Raw genomic sequence first — 17,260 nt, forward strand, 5'->3', positions numbered from 1 at the left:
GGGTGAAGCGCGAAGCGGTGTCCGCTCACCAGTGATAGGCGAGGGTGGCGAGCACGGTGCGGCCGGTGCCGATGAAGCACTGATAGGCCGAGGCGCAGGCGGAGACGTAATATTTGTTGGCGAGGTTGGTGGCGGTGACGGAGAGCCGCCAGCCATCGTCTCCGCCGGGCTTGCCGCCGAAATCATAGTGCAGCGCGGCGTCGAACAGCACGCGGTCGGGCACGATCATCGCCGCCGTGTTGGTCTGGTCGCCATAGGTCTCGCCGACATAGCGGGCACCGCCGCCGATGGTGAGGCCCTTCAGCGTGCCGGTGCTCCAGGTGTAGTCAGCCCAGGCCGAGGCGGCGTTGCGCGGCACGCCGACCGGCGCCTTGCCCTCGACGCCCGCGACATTGCTCTGGGTCACCACCGCGTCGGTATAGGCATAGGAGACCATCACGTTGAAGCCGGGCAGGATTTCCGCCTTGCCGCTGATCTCGAGGCCCTTCGATTCCACCTCGCCGGTCTGGGTCTGGCAGGTCGAGCTGCTGCACAGCGTCACCGCCGTGTTGGTGCTGGTGTGCGCGGTGTCGGTGGTCAGCACGTTCTGCTGGGTGAGGTCGAAATAGGAGATGGTGAACAGGCCGTTGAACGTCGTCGGCTGATATTTGGCGCCGACCTCGAACTGCTCCGCCGTGGTGGGCTCGAAGGGCACGCCGCCATAGCCGGTCCCCATCACCGGATCGAAGGAGGTGGCGTAGCTCACATAGGGCGCGAGGCCGTTGTCGAACTGGTAGAGCAGGCCGGCGCGGTAGGTGAAGGCGGTGTCCTCATTGTCATAGCTCACCGTGCTGCCGGTCGCGAGCGTCTCGGTCGAGGTGCTGCCGCTCAGATAATCCTCGCGGATGCCGAGCAGGGCGTGCCAGTTGCCATAGGTCATCTGGTCCTGCGCATAGGCGCCGACCTGCGTGCGGTCGGCATTCTGCCGGGTGGTCAGGGTCGGCGAACTGATGCTCGGCCAGGTCGGGTTGAGATAGTTCACATAGACCGTGCTGCCGGTGCCGTAGGTCGATTCCGCCTCGTAATACTGCACGTCGGCGCCGATCAGCAGGGTATGCGCGATCTCGCCGGTGGCGAAGTCGGCCTGCGCCTGATTGTCCAGCGTCACGCCCTGCAGCGTCTCGATATAGCGCGAGGGCGACAGCCCCATGCACAGATAGGACACCCCGCCGCAGCCCGAGGCGGCGCGCCAGACATTGGCGTTGGCGAGCGCCGAGAGTGCCTTGAAATCGGTCTCCACGTCGAGGAAGCGGAAGTTCTGGCGCAGCGTCCACACGCTGTCGAGATCATGCTCGATCCGGTAGGCGAGGCTCCACTGGGTGCGGTCGAAGCCGGAATAGGAATCTTCGCTGGGCGAGAAGTCGCGCGGGATCTGCCCGTTCGGATTGGCCTGCAGCGTGCCGAGCGCCGGAAGCCACGTTGAATAGTAGCTCTCCGGGTCGCGCTCATAGGTGGCCTGAAGCTGGACGCGGGTATTCTCGCTCGGCTGGAACGAGACCATCGGCGCGATCAGGAGGCGCTGGCCTTCGGAGCCTTCGACGTCGGTCTCGGTGCGGCGGCCGAGCGCGATGATCCGGTAGAGCGCGGAGCCGTCCTCGGTCAGCTTGCCGTTGAGATCGGCGCCGAGTTCCAGCTCGCCATAGGAGCCGATGCCGGCGATGATCTCGTTCTGCGCCTTCGGGTCCGGCCATTTGCTCACGAGGTCGACGCTGCCGCCCGGATTGCTCTGGCCGTAGATCGAGGACATCGGCCCGCGCACGACATTGATCGAACTGAGCAGATAGGGGTCGATGCTGGGCACCGCGTAATTGAGGCCCTTGAACAGCTTCAGCCCGTCCCAGAACTGCACGTAATTGGCATTGCCGCCAAAGCCGCCGAAGCCGCGCATGATGATGCTGTCATAGCGATTGCCGGGGCGGGCGTCGGCGATCACGCCGGCCTCGTAGCGCAGCGCCTCCTGCACGGTCTGCGAACCCTGCGCCTCGATCTGCTCGCTGGTCACCACCGAGATGGAGATCGGCGTGGTCTCGATGGCGGCGTCGGTCTTGGTGGCGGCGCTGGTGGTGCGGGCGACATAGCCGTCCGTCTCGTCCTCGCCGCTGTCGGCCTCCACCTCGATCGGGTCGAGCGCCACGGTGCCGGCGGGCGGGGTCGATTGCGCGAGGGCCGGAGCGGCGGGCAGGCCGAGCAGTGCCAGCGTGAGCGCCAGTGCCGAAGGCTGCGGCAGACGACATGTATTCATGTAATTCGCCCCTCAAATATCACGTAACGTCATGCTGACGGACGTATTTCGTTGAGGTCTTGGTTATCATTCGAGTCTAGTTTCGACAATTCGCGCGACGTTTTTGGCAATAAGATTGTAATTATTAAAAATAAGAACGTATTCGATAGGCTGTAGCGTTAATGGCCGACATGTAATTCTGTGTATATTAATATGAATGTCATCTCATGGCCGAACGTATCTGGCGGGAGGCGCGTTCGCGGCTGCGTCGGGCCGGGGGCTTGCGTGAAAGGCCCTTGTTGCCCAGCAGATATGGCGTTGAGATATTCAACCAATTTCACTTTGGTTTCACTTCGGGCGATGTATTAATCGCGGGAGGCGGTGCCAGCGTCGGGATGGCCGCCACGTTTTGCCGCCAATTGGCTGATATGATCCCGCTTTGCCGCAATGCACACGGCTGTTCGGTCCTCTGGCCTCTATGGGAGGGGTGCGCGCGGCCACGCGGTGCTGCTGTCATGCGCGATGTGCTTGACGCGGGCGCGAACCAATTTATAACCAATAGCAATATGGCTGACAGGTTGGCGGGGCTTCCGCGCCTGCGCGCACAAAAGAAGACAGGGTCCGAAGCGACCCAAGGGAGGACTGCTGATGACCAACATGTTCAACAGGCGCCATGTTCTGTTCGCCGGGGCCGGCGCCCTTGCCGCCTCGCTCGCTCCCGCCGCGCGGGCGACCGGGGCGTTTCCCGACAAGCCGCTCCAGGTGCTGATTCCCACCGGTGAGGGCGGCGGCGTCGATCAGGCGGCCCGCGCCTTCAACCGCATCTGGGCCAAATATCTCGGCGCGAATTTCGAGTATTCCTATTTCCCCGGCGCCTCCGGTCAGGTCGGCTATGAGGTGTTCATCTCGAAGCGCCCGGCCGACGCCTACAATATTCTCTTCGGCAATATCGGGCCGGAGATGATCATGTACGCAACCCAGAAGGTTAAGTACAAATATCCGGAGGATTTCGTCTATCTCGGCAGCATGGATGTCGATGATTCCGTCATCTGGGTCGGCTCGGGCAGCAAGTTCAAGACCATTCAGGAGATGGTCGATGAGGGCAAGAAGCGCGAGATCACCCTCTCGACCAGCCGCCTGCCGCATCCCTCGACCATCGGCGCTCTGGCGCTGGCCGAGGCGACCGGCATGAAGGTGCGGATGATCCCCTATGGCGGCGGCGGGCCGGCCCGCTCAGCGGCCATCACCGGCGAGGTGGATGGCTGCGCCACCTTCCTGTCCTCCTCGCTCGGCCTTGGCGATCAGGCGCGCTTCCTGACCGTGTTCAACGAGACCAACCGTGCGCCGGAACTGACCAACAACGCCCCGCCGGTGAACGCGGCGCTCGGCACCAAGATCCCGCCCATGTCCGGCCAGCGGGCCATCGCCATCCACGCCAAGGCGGTCGAGGCCTACCCGGACCGGGTGAAGAAGCTCTCTGACACCTTCCAGCAGGTCTTCAGCGATCCTGACTACAAGGCGGTCGCGGAGAAGGCCGGCACACCCTGGGAGTTCATCCAGTATGGCGATGCGGCCTCGTGCCAGAAGTCGGCGCGCGAATTCGTCGAGCTTGCCGACCGCTACCGCGCCCTTCTCACCGCCACGAAGTAAGCCGTCCTGTGGGCTCCGCGCGGCGCGTGCCGCCGGAGCCCGTCGGCACGCGCGCAGGATGCCATCATGAATGACGATCGCAACGGCAAGGTCGCGACCGGCGCCGACTGGATCATCCCGATCCTCGGCGCCGGCTTCGCCACCTATTACCTCATCTCGATCAAGGATCTCGATTGGGAGGCCAAGGTCAGCGGCGTGTTCTGCGCCGTGGTCCTGTTTCTTCTGATCGGCATCTTCGCGCTGCGTACCGTGCTCGGGCTGCTGCGCGGCACGCATTACATCGAGCTGCGCAGCCTCTATGAGAGCCACAAGCTGGCCCTGATCCGCGGCTCGCTGTTCGCCCTCACCGTCGCCTCGGTCGCCATCATCCCGTGGGCCGGCTTCACCCTCAGCACCTTCGGCTTCCTGTTCGCCTGCTTCGTCTGGCTGCAGGGCATGTCGGCGCGCAACGCCGCGATCACCGCCGGCGCGCTCGCCTTTGCCGGCTATGTGCTGTTCATCCTCATCCTGCGGACGTCCTTCCCCCAGGGTCCCTTCGAGCGGCTTGCCTCGGCGCTCATCGGCCTGTGAGCCGGCACGGACGGGAGGTCCGCCATGAATCTCAGCTTCCAGATCCTATCCGACCAGTTCCTGCTGAATTTCAGCTATCTGTGGCTGATCGTGATCGCCACCACCATCGGCATCATCATCGGCGCCATGCCGGGCTTCGGCTCCGCCAACACCATCATCATGCTGCTGCCCTTCACCCTGGCGGTGGATGTGGACGTGGCGATGATCTTCATGGTCTCGCTGTTCGTTGCCTCGCATATGGGCGGCGGCATCACCTCGATCCTGCTGAACATTCCCGGCAATGGCGGCTCGGCCGCGACCTGCCTCGACGGCTATCCGATGGCGCGCAAGGGGCTGGGCCAGCAGGCGCTGGTGCTCTCCTTCGTCGCCTCGACGGTGGGCGGCATGGTCACGGCGCTGCTGTCGATCTTCCTGCTGCCCTATATCGCGCGGCTCGCCTTCTACATGCACAGCGTGGAAATGGTGGTGATCCTGCTGTTCGGCATCACGCTGATCGCCTCCGTCGCCTCCGACAACATGCTCAAAGGCCTGATCGCCGGCTTCCTCGGCCTGCTGATCGGGGCCATCGGCGCGGATCACATCTACTCCACGCCGCGCGGCACCTTCGGGTTCATCGAGCTGTATGACGGCGTGCCGCTGATCGCGGTGCTGATCGGCGTCTTCGCCATCTCCGAGGCGCTGATCATGATGGAGAACAGCTCGGTGCTCAGCGATGCCGGCCGGCAGATGATGAAGCAGGCTGGCTGGAAGGAGACCTGGGAGGGCGTCGTCATGTCCTTCCAGCGCACCTGGCACATGATCTGGACCGGCATTATCGGCCTCATCATCGGCATCGTGCCGGGCGCCGGCGCCTCCATCGCCGCCTTCGTCGCCTACCAGCAGTCGCGGCTCTACTCAAAAACGCCGGAGAAATACGGCACCGGCATCCCGGAAGGGGTGATCGCGCCGGAATCGGCCAATAATGGCTGCGCCTCGGGCGATCTCATTCCGCTGCTCGTCATCGGCGTGCCCGGCGGCACGACGGCGGCGGTGATGCTGATCGTGATGACCTATCACGGCGTGCAGCTCGGCCCGCGCCTGTTCATCCAGAACCCCGGTCTCGGCTATGGCGTGTTCATCACCATGCTGGTGGCCTATGCGGTGATGCTGTTCACCACCCTGCCGCTGACCAAATACGTCTCCAAGCTGGTGCTCATCCCGACCCCGGTTCTGGCGCCGATCATCATCGCCTTCACGCTGGTCGGGGCGTTCGCGCCGCGCGGCTACATGTTCGACCTGTGGCTCACCCTGATCTTCGGCGCCATCGGCTATGTCTGCCGCAAGACCGGCTTCAACGTGGTGGCCCTGCTGATCGGCGTCATCCTCGGGCCGATGCTGGAGGCGAATGTGATGCGGGCGCTGCGGATCAGCGGCAACGACCCCTGGGTGTTCGTCTCCTCGCCGGTGGGCAATGTGCTGTGGGTGGCGCTCGCCGTCTCGCTCGCCATTCCCTCCATCGTGCAATGGCGCCGCAACCGCGCCGCCAGCCGGGCGGCCACGGCATGAGCGGCACCGCTTCTCCCGCCGGGCCGCTGCACAGCGCCAACATCACCCCGCTCGCCCGGCTCGACATTCCCGGCGGCGGGGAGGTGGTGGTGCACAAGGGCCATGCCTTCATCGGCCACATGTCGCCCCCGCTCGGCACCAGCATCTACGATGTGCGCGACCCGAAAGCGCCGCGCCTCGTCGCCAGCCTGCCGCCGCCGGACGGCTATTCCCACACCCACAAGGTGAAGGTCGCCGGCGATCTGATGATCACCAATGTCGAGCGGCACCGCCGGCATTTCTACCGCAAGGGCGAGCGCATCGAGACGGTGACGGGCGAGCTTGCCGCCCGGCTCGGGCGGGCGCCCGGCGCCGGGGAGGTCGCGGCGGCGCTTGGCGTCGCGCCGGGCGATCTCGACGATCTGCGGGCGGGGCTCGCGCGGGGCTATAGCGACGGCGGCTTCCGCGTCTGGGACATCGCCGACCCCGCCAAGCCGCGCGAACTTGCCTATGTGAAGACCGGCGGCATCGGCGTGCACCGCTTCGATATGGACGAGCGTTACGCCTATATTTCCACGGAGATGGAAGGCTATGTCGGCAACATACTGGTCATTTACGACCTTGCCGACCCGAGCCACCCGCGCGAAGTCTCGCGCTGGCACCTGCCCGGCCAGCATGTCGCCGGCGGCGAGACGCTGGGCTGGTCCGGCCAGCGCCATCGCCTGCATCATGCGCTGCGGGTTGGCGATGTGATGTGGGCCTCGTGCTGGTATGCCGGGGCCTACGCCATCGACATTTCCGACATCGCCCATCCGCGCACGGTTGGCAGCTTCAACTACCACCCCCCCTATCCCGAGCCGACCCACACCTTCTTTCGTCTCGCCCAGCCGATCGCCGGCCGGCAGATCGCTCTCGTGATCGACGAGGAGCACGAGCACATACCCGGGCAGCCGCATGCCTTCCTCTGGGTGCTGGACGTGGCTGATCTCGGCCGCATCACGCCGATTTCCACCTTCCATGTCGGCGAATCCGCCTCGCCCTACGCGACCACGGGTGGGCGCTTCGGCGCGCATCAGTTCCAGGAACGGCAGATCGGCAGCCTCGTCTTCGCGACCTGGTTTTCCGGCGGGCTGCGCGTCATCGACCTCGCCGATCCCGAACTGCCAGTGGAGCGGGCCTATTTCATCCCCGCGCCGGCGCCCGGCCACGCGGCGCCGCAGAGCAACGATGTCGATGTCGACGAACGGGGCATCGTCTATCTGCTCGACCGCGACCGCGGCCTCGACATTCTGCGCTTCGAGGGCTGAGGGGCGGGCCGATGTGCGAGGACTGTTTCGACGACGAGGAGACCCCGCCCACCGCCTTTTCCCTTGAGGAGATCGCCGCGGCGGCACGGCACATCGAGCGCGACATGGCCGGCGCGCCGGTGCCGGCCGGTGCCTGGGATATCTATTTCGGGCGGACCAGCGGCGTTCTCGATCTGCGCCGGCTCGACCGCATCGCCCGGAGCGTCGAGGCGGCGCGGGTGCTGCTCGCGCTAAGTCGGCCGGGCGGGCATTCTCGCGCCGCCGTTTGACGGACAATGGCGGCGGCTTCAGGCCGCCTCGGCCTGCGGCTCCACGGTCGGCAGGCCGGTGGCGGCTTGCGTTTCCTCAGGGATCGCGCACAGGCCGGCCCGCATCAGCCAGCGCCCGAGCGCCGGCTCGGCGGTGAGCACCGCGAAGGGCACGGCGAGCAGCAGGCCGGTCAGCGCCGGCACGGCCCAGATCAGGGCGCCGGGCGCGAAGCTGTAGAGCGTCGCCGCCATCGCCGCGCCAAACAGGAATTGCGGCCAGAGCCCGGCCAGCGCGGTGCGCCAGGACAGCCGTGCCGCGTCGCGCGCCTGCGCGTCCCAGGTGATGGTCCGCCCGAAGGCGAGCCCGAGCATGAACAGGGCGATGCGCACGGCGACCACCGGCCCGAGCAGCACGCCGAACAGGAACTCGGTGAACGCGCCGCCCAGCAGCCGCCCCGTGCCGCCATAACGCCGGCGCTCCTCGCGGCGCAGCAGCACATCGGCGAGGCCGGCCAGCTTGGGCGTCAGGCTCATGGCGAAGGTCGCGAGGAACAGCGCCAGTCCCAGCGCCGCCGGGAACGGCTCGTCATACATCTCGGTGTCGAACACTTTCAGCGTCGCCAGCACCATGAAGCCGATCCAGGCGAAGGCGCCGAGATACATGAGAATCGCCCAAGCGATCTGGAAGCGGCTCATCGGCTTGAGGCCGGGCATCGCCAGCAGGCGCCAATACTGCATGTTGCCCTGGCACCAGCGCAGGTCGCGCCGGGTGAATTCGGTCAGATGCGGCGGATTCTCCTCATAGCTCTCCATCTCCTCGGGGAGCACGCGCACCTCATAGCCGGCGCGGCGCATCAGCACCGCCTCGATCTGGTCATGCGAGAGGATGGGGCCGCTGAGCGGGCCGTTGCCGGACAGGACGGGCAGGTGGCAATGCGCCTTGAACGGGGCGATGCGGATCACCGCGTTATGCCCCCAATAGGGTCCGCAATCGCCCGCCCACCAGGAGGCGCCCATGGTGTAGGAGCGCATGCCGTGACGCATTCCGAACTGGAAGATGCGGGCGAAGGGCGATTGCGAGGGCATGCCGACCACGAGGCTTTGCAAGATGCCGAGGCGCGGATGGGCCTGCATGATCCGCACGAGGCGCAGGATCGCGGAGGCACTGAGGAAGCTGTCGGCATCGAGGGTGAGCATCAGGTCGTGCTCATGGCCCCAGCGGTCGAGGAAGTCGCGGATATTGCCGGCCTTGAACCCCGTATTGTCGTCACGCCGGCGATAATGCAGCCGCACACCGCCGGTCTCGCGCCGCCACGCCTCGAAAAGCGCCTCTTCGGCGGCGGCGATGTCCGGGCGGGTGGTGTCGGACAGCACGAACCAGGTGAAATGCGCGCCGGCGCCGCTGCGCTCGACATCCTGGCGCATGAGCTTGAGGCGGGACAGCGCGCGCTCGGGATCCTCGTTGCGCAGCGTCATCAGCACCGCCACGCGCGCGGTGATCGGGCCATCCTCGCTCCCTGTATCGGCAAAGGGATAGACCTGCGCGCGTGCATCGGCCGGGCCGTGCAGCATCCACAGGCCGATCACCGCGTTCCAGAAGCCGAGAATGGTCCAGGGCGTCGAGACGCAGAAGGCGATCAGCAGCATTGCGTCGAGCGCGGTGACGCCGCCGGTGGCGAGCAGTCGGGCGAACAGTGCGACCAGCCCGGCATAGGTCGCGACATTGAGGACGGCGACCAAGACGCGCCGCCGGAAGAGGGTGCGAGAGGACTGGATGCCCGCCGGAGTCAGTCCGGTTGCCGCCGGGACGAGGGACGACACATCACCGGCAATCTCTTCGTTCAGACTCATGCGGCCACTCGGGGTGCGGGAACCATTGCCCTTCCGGGCGGCGACGACCTTTATACGCAGGGGCGGTGGGCCGGTTCACGCGCTTGTTGCGATCGCCTGCCCTGTACCGCTGTTAGACAGGATCATCGTGACCGGAGTTCGCCCGCCCGTGACAGAGCCAGCCTACCCCGAAACGCGCCGGCGCTCCGCCCGCCAGCTCTGGTGCGCGGCGCCGGGGCGCTATGAGATGAGAGCGGCGGAACTCGCCCCCCGCGGCGATGACATGCTGACGGTGCGGGCGCTGGCCTCCGGGGTCAGCCGGGGCAGCGAGAGCCTGGTCTGCCAGGGCCTTGTGCCGGAGAGCGAGCATCAGCGGATGCGCGCGCCGTTCCAGCAGGGCGCATTCCCCTTTCCGGTGCTCTATGGCTATCAGAGCGTCGGGCGGGTCGAGGACGGGCCGCCGGCATGGCTGGGGCGCACCGTCTTTGCGCTGCATCCCCATCAGGATGTCTATCATCTGCCGGTCTCGGCGGTGGTACCGGTGCCGGACGCCGTCCCCGCGCGGCGGGCGACGCTGGCGGCGAATATGGAGACCGCGCTCAACGCGCTGTGGGATTCCGGGGCCGGGCCGGGTGACCGGATCGTGATCGTCGGCGGCGGGGTGGTCGGGCTGCTGGTGACCGCGCTTGCCGCCGCGCTGCCCGGCGCGGAGGTGACGCTGGTCGATGTGCGCCCCGGGCGCGCAGATCTGGCGCAGGCCTTCGGCGCCCGCTTCGCGACGCCGGGCGAGGCCGGCGACGATGCCGACATCGTGTTCCATACCAGCGCCACCGCCGCCGGCTTGCAGACCGCCCTTGCGGCTGGCGGCTTCGAGGCGCGGATCGTCGAGGTGAGCTGGTACGGCAGCCGCGCCACGCCGGTGCATCTGGGCGAAACCTTCCACAGCCGCCGCCTTCAGTTGATCGGTTCGCAGGTCGGCGCCGTATCCCCTTCACGACGGCCGCGCTGGCCGCACGCCCGCCGGCTTGGCAAGGCGCTGGCGCTGCTGGACGATGCGCGGCTCGATCGGCTGATCACGCATGTCGTTCCGTTTGAACAGGCCCCGGTTCACCTGCCGGGGCTGCTGACCGGTGGGCAGGACGCGCTCGCGATCCTGCTCGCTTACTCATGAGGATGTCATGTTCTGTGTAGAAGTCCGCGATCGCATCATGATCGCCCATTCGCTGCCCGATCCGTTCTTCGGTCCCGCGCAGAACATGCATGGCGCGACCTTCGTGGTCGATGTCGCCTTCTTCCGCCCCGAACTGACGGCGAAGAATGTGGTGGTGGACATCGGCGCCGCGCTCGATGTGCTGAAAGCGGTGCTGAAGCCGCTCGCCTACCAGAATCTCGACACCCTGCCGCAATTTGCGGGCCTTCTGACGACCACCGAATTCCTCGCCAAATACATCTTCGATGCGGTGGCCGATGCTGCCCGCACCGGCGCGCTGGGCGAGGACGGGGCGGGGCTCGCCAAGATCCGCGTGACGCTGCACGAGACCGATCTCGCCCGCGCCAGCTTTGAGGGCGCCATCGGCTGAGGAGCGGGCCGTGTCAGCTTTCGCCTTCGCCATCCCCGGCGACCTCTCGCTGGCGACCGGCGGCTATGCCTATGACCGGCGCATCCTCGCGGAATGCCGGCGGGCCGGCGGCGCCGCCGTGCATGTGGCGCTGCCCGCAGGCTTTCCCTTTCCCTCGCTCGCCGATCTGGCGGACAGCGAGCAGCTTCTTCGCGCGCTGCCGGACGGGCAAGCCGTGCTGATCGACGGGCTGGCGCTGGGCGCCATGCCGGCGGCGCTGCTGCGCGGGCTGGGGCGGCCGGTGGCGGCGCTGATCCATCATCCGCTGGCGCTGGAAGCCGGCTTGGCTTCGGGCGAACGCGCCCGGCTGGAGGCCAGCGAGCGGGAGGTTTTGGCGCAGGTCGATGCCGTGATCGCCACCAGCCCGGCCACCGCGCGGCTGCTGGAGCGCGATTATGCCGTCCGCCCGGAACTGCTGCGCGTCGCCGTGCCGGGCACCGATCCCGCCCCCCGCGCCATCGGCACGGGTACGCCGCCGCGCCTTCTCGCTGTCGGCGCCGTCATTCCGCGCAAGGCCTATGGCGTGCTGGTCGAGGCGCTGGCCGGACTTGCAGGGCGCGACTGGAGCTGCCGCATCGTCGGGGCGACCGACCGCGACCCCGGCGAGACACGGGCGCTGCGCGACCTCATTGCCCGGCACGGCCTTGGCGAGCGGATCGTCCTGACGGGCGCGATCGGCTCCGACGCGCTCGACGCCGAATTCGCCGCGGCGGATTGTCTGGTCTCGGCCTCGCTGTTCGAGGGCTATGGCATGGGCCTCACCGAAGCCATTGCGCGCGGCCTCCCGGTAGTGGCGACGCGCGGCGGGGCGATCCCGGAAACGCTGCCGGCGCAGGCGGCCCTGCTGGTCGAGCCGGGCGATGCCTCCGCTCTCGCGGACGCCATCACGCGGCTGATCGAGGATCCGGCGCTGCGGCACCGCATGGCGGGCGCGGCCTGGCAGGCGGCGCAGGGTCTGCCGCGCTGGCCGGAATCAGCCGCCATCATCATGAAAGCGATGCAGGAGATGACGCGATGAGCGGTTTCGATCCCGACTGGCTGGCCTTGCGCGAGCCGGTCGACCACGCCGCCCGCAATCGCGAGGTGGCGGCAAAGCTGCGCGATCATTTCGCGGGCCGCGCCTCGCTCGTGGTGGTCGATCTGGGCTGCGGCACCGGCTCGAACCTGCGCGCGCTGGCGCCCTTGCTGCCGGCGCGCCAGCACTGGCATCTGGTCGATGGCGATGCGGTGCTGCTGGCCGAGGCGCGGCGGGTGCTCTCGCGCTGGGCCGACAGTGTGGAGGAGGCCGGCACCCGCCTCCTTCTGACCAAGGGGGGCCAGCAGATCGCGGTGAGCGTCGAGGCGGCCGACCTGACGGTGCGCGATCTGCATTTCCGCGACGTCGGCGCCGATCTCGTCACGGCAGCGGCGCTGTTCGACCTTGTCTCGGGGGAATGGCTGGAGCAACTCGTCGCCGCCTGCGCGCAGGACCGCGTGCCGCTTTATTCCGTGCTGAACTATGACGGAGTCGCCGCGTGGCAGCCGGCCTTGCCGCTCGATGCCCGGATCATCGCCGCCTTCAACCGGCACCAGCGCGGCGACAAGGGGTTCGGCCCGGCGCTCGGTCCGGCGTCCGGCGAGGTGTTCGGGCGGATGCTTGCCGAGCACGGCTATCGCTGCGCCTCCGGCGACAGCCCGTGGCGGCTGGGGCGGGAGGATCACCGGCTGGCGGCGGCGCTGGCGGCGGGCTTTGCGCAGGCCGCCATCGAGATAGCACCGGATCTGCACGAGGACGCCGCGGTCTGGGCCCGCGCGCGGGCGGACGCGGCTGAGGTGACGATCGGCCATACCGACATCTTCGCCGTGATCTGAGGTCGGCGTCGCGCGATCAGTTCAACGGCCACATGCGCCGCATGAGGCCGTCCCGCTTGACGAAGCGGTGCATGAGGGCGGCGGCGATGTGCAGCAGCACCAGCAGGCCGAGGATCTGCGCCAGCAGGCCGTGCACGCCGAACAGCCGGTTCGCCAGCGGCTCATTGGCGGGCAGGATCGCGGGCAAATCGAACAGGCCGAATATGTTGAGCGCGGGATATGAAGAGACCCCGGCCCAGCCGAGCAGGGGCACGGCGATCAGCAGCACATAGAGCAGGCCGTGGACGCTCGCCGAGACGATCCGCTCGAAGGGCGTCAGCGTCGCCAGCGGTGCGGGAGGCCGGCGTGTGAGGCGCACCAGGAGACGCAGCGCGATCAGCCAGATCACGATGAAGCCGAGCAGCTTGTGCAGGCTGTAGAGATCGCCGGTGAGCGCGTCGAAGCTGGTCGCCTCGCCCCGCGCCACCATGTAGAGCCCGAGCGGAATGAGCATGATGACGAAGGCGGCCACCACCCAGTGCAGCAAGCGGGCGGCAAAACTATAGCGCGCCGGCGTGGCGGCTCGGTCACGATCAGTCGGCCCCATGGACGCCTCCCCGCGCCGGTGTGCGCAGGTCGCAATCATACAGGACATTGCCGTCGGCCAGAACATAGGCGTTGGCGCGGGGGCGCAGGGCGCCGGTGAGTTCGTCGATCGGGCGCAGATTGAGGCCGGCCCGGCCGGAGCCGAGAATGATCGGGGCAAGGCAGATATGCAGCCGGTCGACGAGGCCGGCGTCGATGAAGCGCGAAATGGTCGAGGCGCCGCCCTCGATCAGAATCGTGTGATGACCGCGCGCGGTCAGGGCGTCGACGAGCCGTGCGGGCTCGAAAATATCCGGCTCATCCGCGCTGCCGATGCATTCGACGCCTTCCGGCCAGCCCTGCGGGTTTTCCGAGAACACGATGCGGCGGCAACCGTCGCCGTGCAGCCATTTGGCATCGCGCGGGGAGCGTCCCTGCCGGTCGATCAGCGCCCGCGCGGGACTGCGGCCCGGCACGCGGCGGGTGGTCAATCGGGGATCGTCGGCGATCACCGTGCCGACGCCCACCACCACCACATCGACCGAGGCGCGCAGGCGATGCAGATGGTCGAGCCCGGAAAAGCCGTTGATGTCGCGCGATTTTCCGGTTGGAGTCGCAATACGCCCGTCCAGCGATTGGCCAAGCTGGGCAATGATGAAGGGGGTTGGACCGCGATGGCTGAGCATCGGCTCATACAGGGCGTAAGGCGGGTCCGAAGGGGTTCGTGCATGATCCATGGGCCACTTCCGCTGCTGTTCAACCGCGACAGGTCAGGCGCCCGAAACCGAAAAGACTGGTCCATTCGGTGCGGGCATCCGTAACCACTACGTCCCACACCGCAAAATGGTGCAACGAAAGCGAGCTCCCGATGACAAATCCCGGAAGTGCTGCAGCCGATATTATGGGCCTGTTCGGCGACGTTTCCCAGACCGCCGTCGAACGCGCCCTGTCCGAGCTGCGCGCCGGGCGGCCGGTTGTCATCGAGAGCGCCGGCCGTTTCCTGATGGCGGCGGCGGCGGAGCACGCCTCGGCGGACCTCATCGCGGCGCTGGACCGCATCGGTGGCGGGCAGGCGATGCTCGTGCTGACGCCCGCCCGCCTGCGCGCGCTCGGCCATGCCGATGCGTCGGCGCCGTGCGCGATCGCCCTGCGGCCGCTCGACAGCGACCGGGTGAGCGCGCTGGTGTCGCGCCGCGGCGAAGTTCTGCACGAGGAGGTGCGGCCGGGCGACGTAGCGATGGCAACCGCCATCGATCTGGCCAAGCTGGCGCTGCTGCTTCCCGCCATGCTGGTCGCCCCGCTCTCGGCGGAGTCGCTGGAGATGATCCCCTCCGTCACGGTGCGGGCGCCGGCGGTCGAGGCCTTCGCGCAGAACCGCGCAGAGACGCTCACCCTCGTCTCGCGCGCACCGGTGCCGCTGCTGGCCGCGCGCGCCGCCGAATTCGTGGTGTTTCGCGGTGGCGAGGGCATGCGCGACCAGATTGCCGTCGTCGTCGGCAATCCCGACCCCGACAAGCCGGTGATGGTGCGCCTGCATTCGGCCTGCCTGACCGGCGACCTGTTCGGCTCGCTGCGCTGCGACTGCGGCGACCAGTTGCGCGGCACGGTTGCCACCATGGCGAAGGCGGGGGGAGGGGTGCTGCTCTATCTCGACCAGGAAGGCCGGGGAAACGGCATCGCCAACAAGATCCGCGCCTACAAGCTCCAGCATGAGGGGCTCGACACTTATGAGGCGGACGAGACGCTGGGCTTCGACCTCGACGGGCGCCGCTTTGAATTCGCCGCGGAGATGCTGCGCCTGCTCGGCTTCTCGCAGGTCGTGCTGATGACCAACAATCCCGAAAAGGCCGAGACGATGCGGCGCTCGGGCCTGACCGTTGTCGACCTTCAGAACGTCTATGGCCGGCGCGGCGCCGACAATGTGAGGTATCTCGCGGCCAAGCGCGAGCGCGCGGGGCATTTCATTGATGTCGAGGCGCTGGAGGAACACGGCTCCGCCGCGTGCGGCTGATCGGTAGGGAAAGGCCTGTTGCCTCCCGCGATGCTCTTGCCGGGCGTGAAGCCGGAACGGGCCTCACCCTTGTCCGACTATCGCCCGTTTCCGCGCGCGACCATCTCTGGGGAGGTTCAAGAAGCAGCGGATCTTACAATAGAATTTGATCTATTCTAAATATTGGCTGTCGATCTTACTGCTCTCCGGCAGGCATGTTAAACGCCGTTGCTAACGTATTTTTGATGCGGATGGCGATTGACCTGACATGCAGCCGGACCTGTCGCTTGTCTTCTCGACCCACGGGTCGGAACTGCGCCGCTATTTGCAGCGCCGGCTCGGCGATGGGCATATGGCCGGCGATCTGGTGCAGGACGCCTTCCTGAACGTCATCGAGCGGCCCGAAACCCCGATCAACGACATCCGGGCCTATCTCTATTCCATCGCCCGCAATCTCCTGCTCAACCATCTCAAGCAGGAAGCGCGGCGGCGCACCGATGTGGTGGCGCCGGAGGCGTTCGCCGACATTGCCGCCGATCAGCCGACGCCGGAGGATGTGGTGGATTCGCGCCTCCAGCTGGAGCGCATCCATGCTCTGGTGCAGGAGCTGCCTCTGCGCACGCAGCAGATTTTCGCTCTCAACCGGGTTGAAGGATTGTCCCATGCCAAGGTCGCGGCCTGTCTTGGGATTTCGGAAAGCTCGGTGCAGAAGCACCTCGCCATGGCCATCGCGCATATGACGTGCCGCCTGCGCGGCCGATAGGACGCGAAATTTACGGCTTTCCTCCCGCTCGATTGTCTATAGGGGGGAGCGCGTCGATTCATGAGGCCTTGGGTGAGCGAAGACGAGGGGCAGGTGGACGTCATCGGGCTGCGTGCGGCCGAATGGGTGGCCCGGCTTGACGGATCGCCGCTCACCGAGGCCGAGACCGGCGCGCTGCGCGACTGGCTGGCTCAGGACCCCGACCATCGCGCGGCCTTCGAGGAGGCGAGCGCCACCTGGCGCGATCTCGCGCTGCTGCGCCGCGATCCGGGACCGCTGCGCGATCTCGTGCCGGCGCGCCGGCGCCCCGTGCCCGCCCGCCGTGCGGCGGTCATCGGTGCCCTGGTCGGCCTCATGGTTCTGGTCGCCGTCGGAGCGCGCTACCAGTTCGGCGATCCCTGGCTGCTGGCCACCGCTGATTACCGGACCGCGCCGGGCGAAGTGCGCGCGGTGAGCCTGCCGGATGGCAGCACGGCCGAGCTGGGGCCGGCCAGCGCCATTGCCGTCGATTACGACAATGGCGAGCGGCGGGTGCGCCTGCTGGCGGGCGAGGTGTTCTTTGCCGCACTCCCGCGCGACGGGCGCGAGACGCGGCCATTCCTCGTGGAGGCGGCGGGCGGCACCACGACGGCGCTCGGCACCCAGTTCGTCGTCGAGAAGGATGATGAAGGTGCCGACGTGCTCGCCATCGAGCACCAGATCGAGGTGACGATGCAGCAGGACGGGGAGCGCCAAGGCGTGGTGCTCTCGCCGGGGCAGGAGGTCCGCTACCGCAGGGGGGCCGGTCTCGGGCATGTGCACGCCCGCGACGTCGCGATTGCGACCGCCTGGCGGCGCGGCATGCTCGTGTTCAACGGCGCGCGGCTAGGCCAGGTGGTGGAGACGCTCAACCGCTATCGGCGGGGACGGATCGTCATCCTTGACGAGGCACTCGCCGAGCGGCGGGTCAGCGGCGTGTTCGCCACCAGCGATCTGGGGGACGCCATCGAGACCATCACCTCCGAGCTGGGCATTGGGCAGCGGTCACTTTATCCTTTTATTACAGTGCTTTATTAAATTTATCGGCGGATTCCGAATTTCTTTT

16 protein-coding genes are annotated in these 17,260 nt (G+C 67.3%); 12 read left to right on the plus strand and 4 right to left on the minus strand.

Going from position 1 to position 17,260, the window contains the following annotated elements:
• Window positions 1-25: 25 nt before the first annotated feature.
• The gene (locus tag KIP89_RS17695) at window positions 26-2,281 is read right to left on the minus strand and encodes a TonB-dependent siderophore receptor (RefSeq protein WP_213756903.1); all 2,256 of its coding nucleotides are present in this window, start codon (window positions 2,279-2,281) and stop codon (window positions 26-28) included.
• Between the two features lie 627 nt (window positions 2,282-2,908).
• Here KIP89_RS17695 and KIP89_RS17700 point away from each other — a divergent pair.
• The 5 genes from KIP89_RS17700 to KIP89_RS17720 all read left to right on the plus strand — a co-directional run bounded on the left by KIP89_RS17700 (window position 2,909) and on the right by KIP89_RS17720 (window position 7,580).
• Window positions 2,909-3,910: a tripartite tricarboxylate transporter substrate-binding protein gene (locus KIP89_RS17700; protein ID WP_213756904.1), complete on the plus strand. Its 1,002-nt coding sequence runs from the start codon at window positions 2,909-2,911 to the stop codon at window positions 3,908-3,910.
• Window positions 3,911-3,976: 66 nt separating this feature from the next.
• A complete protein-coding gene (locus KIP89_RS17705) occupies window positions 3,977-4,480 on the plus strand; it encodes a hypothetical protein (RefSeq protein WP_213756905.1) in 504 nt (167 codons plus the stop codon).
• A gap of 24 nt (window positions 4,481-4,504) precedes the next feature.
• Window positions 4,505-6,025, plus strand: a complete 1,521-nt coding sequence (locus tag KIP89_RS17710; protein WP_213756906.1) for a tripartite tricarboxylate transporter permease — start codon at window positions 4,505-4,507, stop codon at window positions 6,023-6,025.
• The gene (locus KIP89_RS17715; protein WP_213756907.1) at window positions 6,022-7,311 is read left to right on the plus strand and encodes an LVIVD repeat-containing protein; all 1,290 of its coding nucleotides are present in this window, start codon (window positions 6,022-6,024) and stop codon (window positions 7,309-7,311) included. Before KIP89_RS17710 ends, KIP89_RS17715 begins: the two co-directional genes overlap by 4 nt.
• Before the next feature lie 11 nt (window positions 7,312-7,322).
• Window positions 7,323-7,580: a hypothetical protein gene (locus KIP89_RS17720; protein ID WP_213756908.1), complete on the plus strand. Its 258-nt coding sequence runs from the start codon at window positions 7,323-7,325 to the stop codon at window positions 7,578-7,580.
• An 18-nt stretch (window positions 7,581-7,598) separates the two neighbouring features.
• Here KIP89_RS17720 and mdoH read toward each other — a convergent pair whose 3' ends face one another.
• Complete coding sequence (gene mdoH, locus KIP89_RS17725; RefSeq protein ID WP_213756909.1) at window positions 7,599-9,410, minus strand: glucans biosynthesis glucosyltransferase MdoH; 1,812 nt, start codon at window positions 9,408-9,410, stop codon at window positions 7,599-7,601.
• A gap of 226 nt (window positions 9,411-9,636) precedes the next feature.
• Here mdoH and KIP89_RS17730 point away from each other — a divergent pair, with 226 nt between their 5' ends.
• The 4 genes from KIP89_RS17730 to KIP89_RS17745 are packed head-to-tail and all read left to right on the plus strand — an operon-like array spanning window position 9,637 to window position 12,859.
• On the plus strand, window positions 9,637-10,560 hold the full coding sequence (locus KIP89_RS17730; RefSeq protein ID WP_213756947.1) for a zinc-dependent alcohol dehydrogenase: 924 nt from the start codon (window positions 9,637-9,639) through the stop codon (window positions 10,558-10,560).
• A 7-nt stretch (window positions 10,561-10,567) separates the two neighbouring features.
• Window positions 10,568-10,969: a 6-pyruvoyl trahydropterin synthase family protein gene (locus KIP89_RS17735; RefSeq protein ID WP_213756910.1), complete on the plus strand. Its 402-nt coding sequence runs from the start codon at window positions 10,568-10,570 to the stop codon at window positions 10,967-10,969.
• Window positions 10,970-10,979: 10 nt separating this feature from the next.
• Window positions 10,980-12,026 carry a glycosyltransferase family 4 protein gene (locus tag KIP89_RS17740; RefSeq protein ID WP_213756911.1) on the plus strand — a complete coding sequence of 349 codons (1,047 nt, stop codon included), beginning with the start codon at window positions 10,980-10,982 and terminating at the stop codon, window positions 12,024-12,026.
• Window positions 12,023-12,859: a class I SAM-dependent methyltransferase gene (locus KIP89_RS17745; RefSeq protein WP_213756912.1), complete on the plus strand. Its 837-nt coding sequence runs from the start codon at window positions 12,023-12,025 to the stop codon at window positions 12,857-12,859. The genes KIP89_RS17740 and KIP89_RS17745 overlap by 4 nt, the downstream gene beginning before the upstream one ends.
• Window positions 12,860-12,875: 16 nt before the next feature.
• Here the strand turns inward: KIP89_RS17745 and KIP89_RS17750 are convergent, their stop codons facing one another.
• Both KIP89_RS17750 and KIP89_RS17755 read right to left on the minus strand, forming a co-directional pair.
• Window positions 12,876-13,445 carry a cytochrome b gene (locus KIP89_RS17750; protein ID WP_213756913.1) on the minus strand — a complete coding sequence of 190 codons (570 nt, stop codon included), beginning with the start codon at window positions 13,443-13,445 and terminating at the stop codon, window positions 12,876-12,878.
• Entirely contained in the window at window positions 13,432-14,160 is a 729-nt protein-coding gene (locus KIP89_RS17755; protein ID WP_213756914.1) for a RibD family protein, read from the minus strand. The genes KIP89_RS17750 and KIP89_RS17755 overlap by 14 nt, the downstream gene beginning before the upstream one ends.
• 131 nt (window positions 14,161-14,291) lie before the next feature.
• Here KIP89_RS17755 and ribA point away from each other — a divergent pair, with 131 nt between their 5' ends.
• From ribA to KIP89_RS17770, 3 genes are all read left to right on the plus strand, one after another.
• On the plus strand, window positions 14,292-15,434 hold the full coding sequence (ribA, locus tag KIP89_RS17760) for a GTP cyclohydrolase II RibA (RefSeq protein ID WP_250152599.1): 1,143 nt from the start codon (window positions 14,292-14,294) through the stop codon (window positions 15,432-15,434).
• A 247-nt stretch (window positions 15,435-15,681) separates the two neighbouring features.
• Window positions 15,682-16,176 carry an RNA polymerase sigma factor gene (locus tag KIP89_RS17765; RefSeq protein ID WP_213756915.1) on the plus strand — a complete coding sequence of 165 codons (495 nt, stop codon included), beginning with the start codon at window positions 15,682-15,684 and terminating at the stop codon, window positions 16,174-16,176.
• A 72-nt stretch (window positions 16,177-16,248) separates the two neighbouring features.
• Entirely contained in the window at window positions 16,249-17,232 is a 984-nt protein-coding gene (locus KIP89_RS17770; RefSeq protein ID WP_213756916.1) for a FecR family protein, read from the plus strand.
• Window positions 17,233-17,260 lie beyond the last annotated feature (28 nt).

Origin of the sequence: Ancylobacter radicis, from assembly GCF_018449475.1 — a bacterium.
Classification (GTDB): domain Bacteria; phylum Pseudomonadota; class Alphaproteobacteria; order Rhizobiales; family Xanthobacteraceae; genus Ancylobacter; species Ancylobacter radicis.

Coding starts and splice junctions, on each gene's coding strand:
- KIP89_RS17695 (WP_213756903.1), bottom strand. CDS start 2,281: ATGAATACATGTCGTCTGCCGCAGCCTTCGGCACTGGCGCTCACGCTG.
- KIP89_RS17700 (WP_213756904.1), top strand. CDS start 2,909: ATGACCAACATGTTCAACAGGCGCCATGTTCTGTTCGCCGGGGCCGGC.
- KIP89_RS17705 (WP_213756905.1), top strand. CDS start 3,977: ATGAATGACGATCGCAACGGCAAGGTCGCGACCGGCGCCGACTGGATC.
- KIP89_RS17710 (WP_213756906.1), top strand. CDS start 4,505: ATGAATCTCAGCTTCCAGATCCTATCCGACCAGTTCCTGCTGAATTTC.
- KIP89_RS17715 (WP_213756907.1), top strand. CDS start 6,022: ATGAGCGGCACCGCTTCTCCCGCCGGGCCGCTGCACAGCGCCAACATC.
- KIP89_RS17720 (WP_213756908.1), top strand. CDS start 7,323: ATGTGCGAGGACTGTTTCGACGACGAGGAGACCCCGCCCACCGCCTTT.
- mdoH (WP_213756909.1), bottom strand. CDS start 9,410: ATGAGTCTGAACGAAGAGATTGCCGGTGATGTGTCGTCCCTCGTCCCG.
- KIP89_RS17730 (WP_213756947.1), top strand. CDS start 9,637: ATGAGAGCGGCGGAACTCGCCCCCCGCGGCGATGACATGCTGACGGTG.
- KIP89_RS17735 (WP_213756910.1), top strand. CDS start 10,568: ATGTTCTGTGTAGAAGTCCGCGATCGCATCATGATCGCCCATTCGCTG.
- KIP89_RS17745 (WP_213756912.1), top strand. CDS start 12,023: ATGAGCGGTTTCGATCCCGACTGGCTGGCCTTGCGCGAGCCGGTCGAC.
- KIP89_RS17750 (WP_213756913.1), bottom strand. CDS start 13,445: ATGGGGCCGACTGATCGTGACCGAGCCGCCACGCCGGCGCGCTATAGT.
- KIP89_RS17755 (WP_213756914.1), bottom strand. CDS start 14,160: ATGGATCATGCACGAACCCCTTCGGACCCGCCTTACGCCCTGTATGAG.
- ribA (WP_250152599.1), top strand. CDS start 14,292: ATGACAAATCCCGGAAGTGCTGCAGCCGATATTATGGGCCTGTTCGGC.
- KIP89_RS17765 (WP_213756915.1), top strand. CDS start 15,682: ATGCAGCCGGACCTGTCGCTTGTCTTCTCGACCCACGGGTCGGAACTG.